The sequence below is a fragment of the Bartonella jaculi genome (assembly GCF_039543045.1).
GTDB lineage: Bacteria > Pseudomonadota > Alphaproteobacteria > Rhizobiales > Rhizobiaceae > Bartonella > Bartonella jaculi.
In genome coordinates this window covers 1-2,563 of record NZ_BAABIZ010000082.1, presented here as the reverse complement: position 1 = coordinate 2,563, position 2,563 = coordinate 1, and the positions used below count along the sequence as shown (strand labels likewise).

At 37.8% G+C, this 2,563-nt stretch carries 1 protein-coding gene and 1 pseudogene; both read right to left on the bottom strand.

What is annotated here, in order from left to right; all coding sequences use genetic code 11:
* Positions 1–1,171: pseudogene (locus tag ABD915_RS09325) on the bottom strand (hypothetical protein); the annotation flags it as partial.
* A gap of 845 nt (positions 1,172–2,016) precedes the next feature.
* The coding region (locus tag ABD915_RS09320) for a YadA-like family protein (RefSeq protein WP_345117629.1) at positions 2,017–2,563 on the bottom strand (547 nt) is incomplete at its 5' end.

The window sequence follows — 2,563 nt, the reverse complement described above, 5'->3', positions numbered from 1 at the left end:
AAGCTTTAGAAACAGAACCCACAGCTGTGGAATAATCACTTTTCGCTGTTGTATAATCATTCTCCACGGATATACCATTTTCCACCCTCTCTGCATTATATTCGGAACCTATTGCAACACTGCTTTTACCCATGGCATGCGCCATGCGGCCTATAGCCATGCTATCTTTTCTGGTTGCCTTCGCCTCACTACCAACAGCTATAGCGTAACCTCCCTCTACTTGTGCATTGGAACCAAAAGCTATAGATGCCACATCTTTCGTCTTAGCACGACGTCCAATAGCAATGGATTCTTCGCCATCTGCTATTGTACGTGCCCCTGGGGGAAGGGGGTTATTACTGTCCCTACCTTCGCTACCTATTGCGATACTGCCTGCACCTACGCTATGAGCCAAATGACCTACAGCAACGGCAAAATTTTTCTCCGACTCTGCGCCATAACCAACAACAACTGAGTCTGAAGCTTTTACTTTTACATCCATACCAACAGCAACAACATCAGCAGCTACACCGTTTATCTTAGGAATTGTTCCATTACCAACCACCACACTCGTGGTATCTCCTGCGTTACGTTGCAATCCGGCATTATGCTTTATTCTCGTGATTGTATCATTGCGCGGAGTATCAAATACATCGATGATCGCCGTATCTTCACCATTCTGCGCAAACTGTTGAACGGCATAGTTATTATCCACTAAAGATCTTGTAGCGATGAGAGATCTTTTATATTGTTCCTTCGCGTCCAATGTTCTTTCCGATGGGCTCATACCATCTTTGGAATTATTATCACCTTTTTTAGAAAGGGTATTATTTAGGAAGTTTGCATAATCAACAGAAGCATTCACTTTTGCTACTTTTGCCGTATTCAGTGCTGTTATATAACCTGCCTTGGATGAATCAGGAGCATTAGCATTGTTCTGACCATCATAAGCAGCAATCCTTTTATTGTTCCCTTGAGAATAGATCGCTGTTGCCTTCTCCATACTTTGAAGAACTTGTTGATCTATTATATCAATTATATCAATTTTTTTTGCCCATACAGGAGATGCACTTGATAAAAGAGCGACCATTGCCGTTCCCAACGAAAGCTTTGAAAATAAAGCTAAACATCGAGAAATAGGCAAAGTGCCCAAACTATGTGGTCTCTTTAATGTGGCAGATAATTTTTTCATAACAAGCTCTCCAATGAGAAAATTCTAAAAGCATATCTAGAACATAAAAAAGACACATTTCAGTGTTAATTGACTATCGATGATAGTGACTTGATCAAATCATATATCAAAGTGTTTGATCAGAGTAGGAACATTCTGAGTCTTTGTTTTTATTTCCTGCATGCTTTCTATGTTGGAATCTAAATGTAAAAACTGTTTAGTGAACTTGGAAATGACACATTTAGATCTTAGAGGAATTAGTATACAATCTTCGCTGTTTTGATTTTAAAAGGGGTTTTTCTGTATTGTGAAATATTAAAAGCGTTTTACTTACTAAGGGTTTTATTACTTAAAAGAGTACTTTCAAAGGTGTTTTGTTGCTTTGGAAGTTGTTTTTTTCTCTTTTTTATTAAGAAGTATTTTTTCTTAATAATAAGTAAATTTAGGTCTTGCAGTTTTTAAGGGAAATTTAGCTCTTTTAAGGAATTCCGATCTATAGCGTTTTTTTATCAAACGCAATGTGATAGTGTGAATTCGTTCTGCTGTTATCTTTTTGCCTTTTACGCATCACTTCCCCCTTTGAGTTATCAATTTATCGAAATGAGTCTTACTAATATACTTTTTCTAGCACTATAGGCTCTTTAATAAAATGGCAACAGAAAAGTAAAACTTTTTGTCAATTTGAATAAAAATATACAGTTTTGCATCATTGTGTGATCTTTTTTCAACAAAAGCAGTAACCGTGGGGGATCAGCTATAATGTGTTACAAGATTATGCTGAATACCTCAATATTGTTTGTGAAATATCCGCCTTCCTTTTTTAAAAAAGGCAAATGTGGTTTTTAGTGAAAAATTTCTTTTTATCATTAATCTAGCGTTAAGCTTAGTCCTACACCAACACCAAAGTGACCCCCAGCACTCGTGACAGATACACTAGAACGAATGTTCCCATCTTCAGATGTATAACCAGCACCCAGAGCAAAAGCAGTTTGGTTGAGCCAGATACCACTCCCAATTGCAATACTTAACTTTCCTGGTGAGTCATTGTAACGTAAATTAGATACCGCCAGCCCAATCGCTGCCGCTTGTCTGGCTTCTTTCCGAACATCCTCAACTGCATAATTCAACTTTTCAAACTTCATATCTGTATAGGACTTCGACTCGTTAACACCATTAGTAACAAGACTACTTACTTGATCATCCGTATACTTTTTCGCATCATCAAGAACTATCTTCATCTGCTGATCAGTATAATCATGTAACTGACCTCCATTAACCCCTTCCTGAGAGCCCGTTTCAATTTTACCATCAGCTACATTGTCTATCAAGACTGGATCACTTTCATTCCCACCTACTAAGGTGATGCTATTCTTCTTCTTGCCATCAGCATCTTTATCATAATTAACTGCTCCA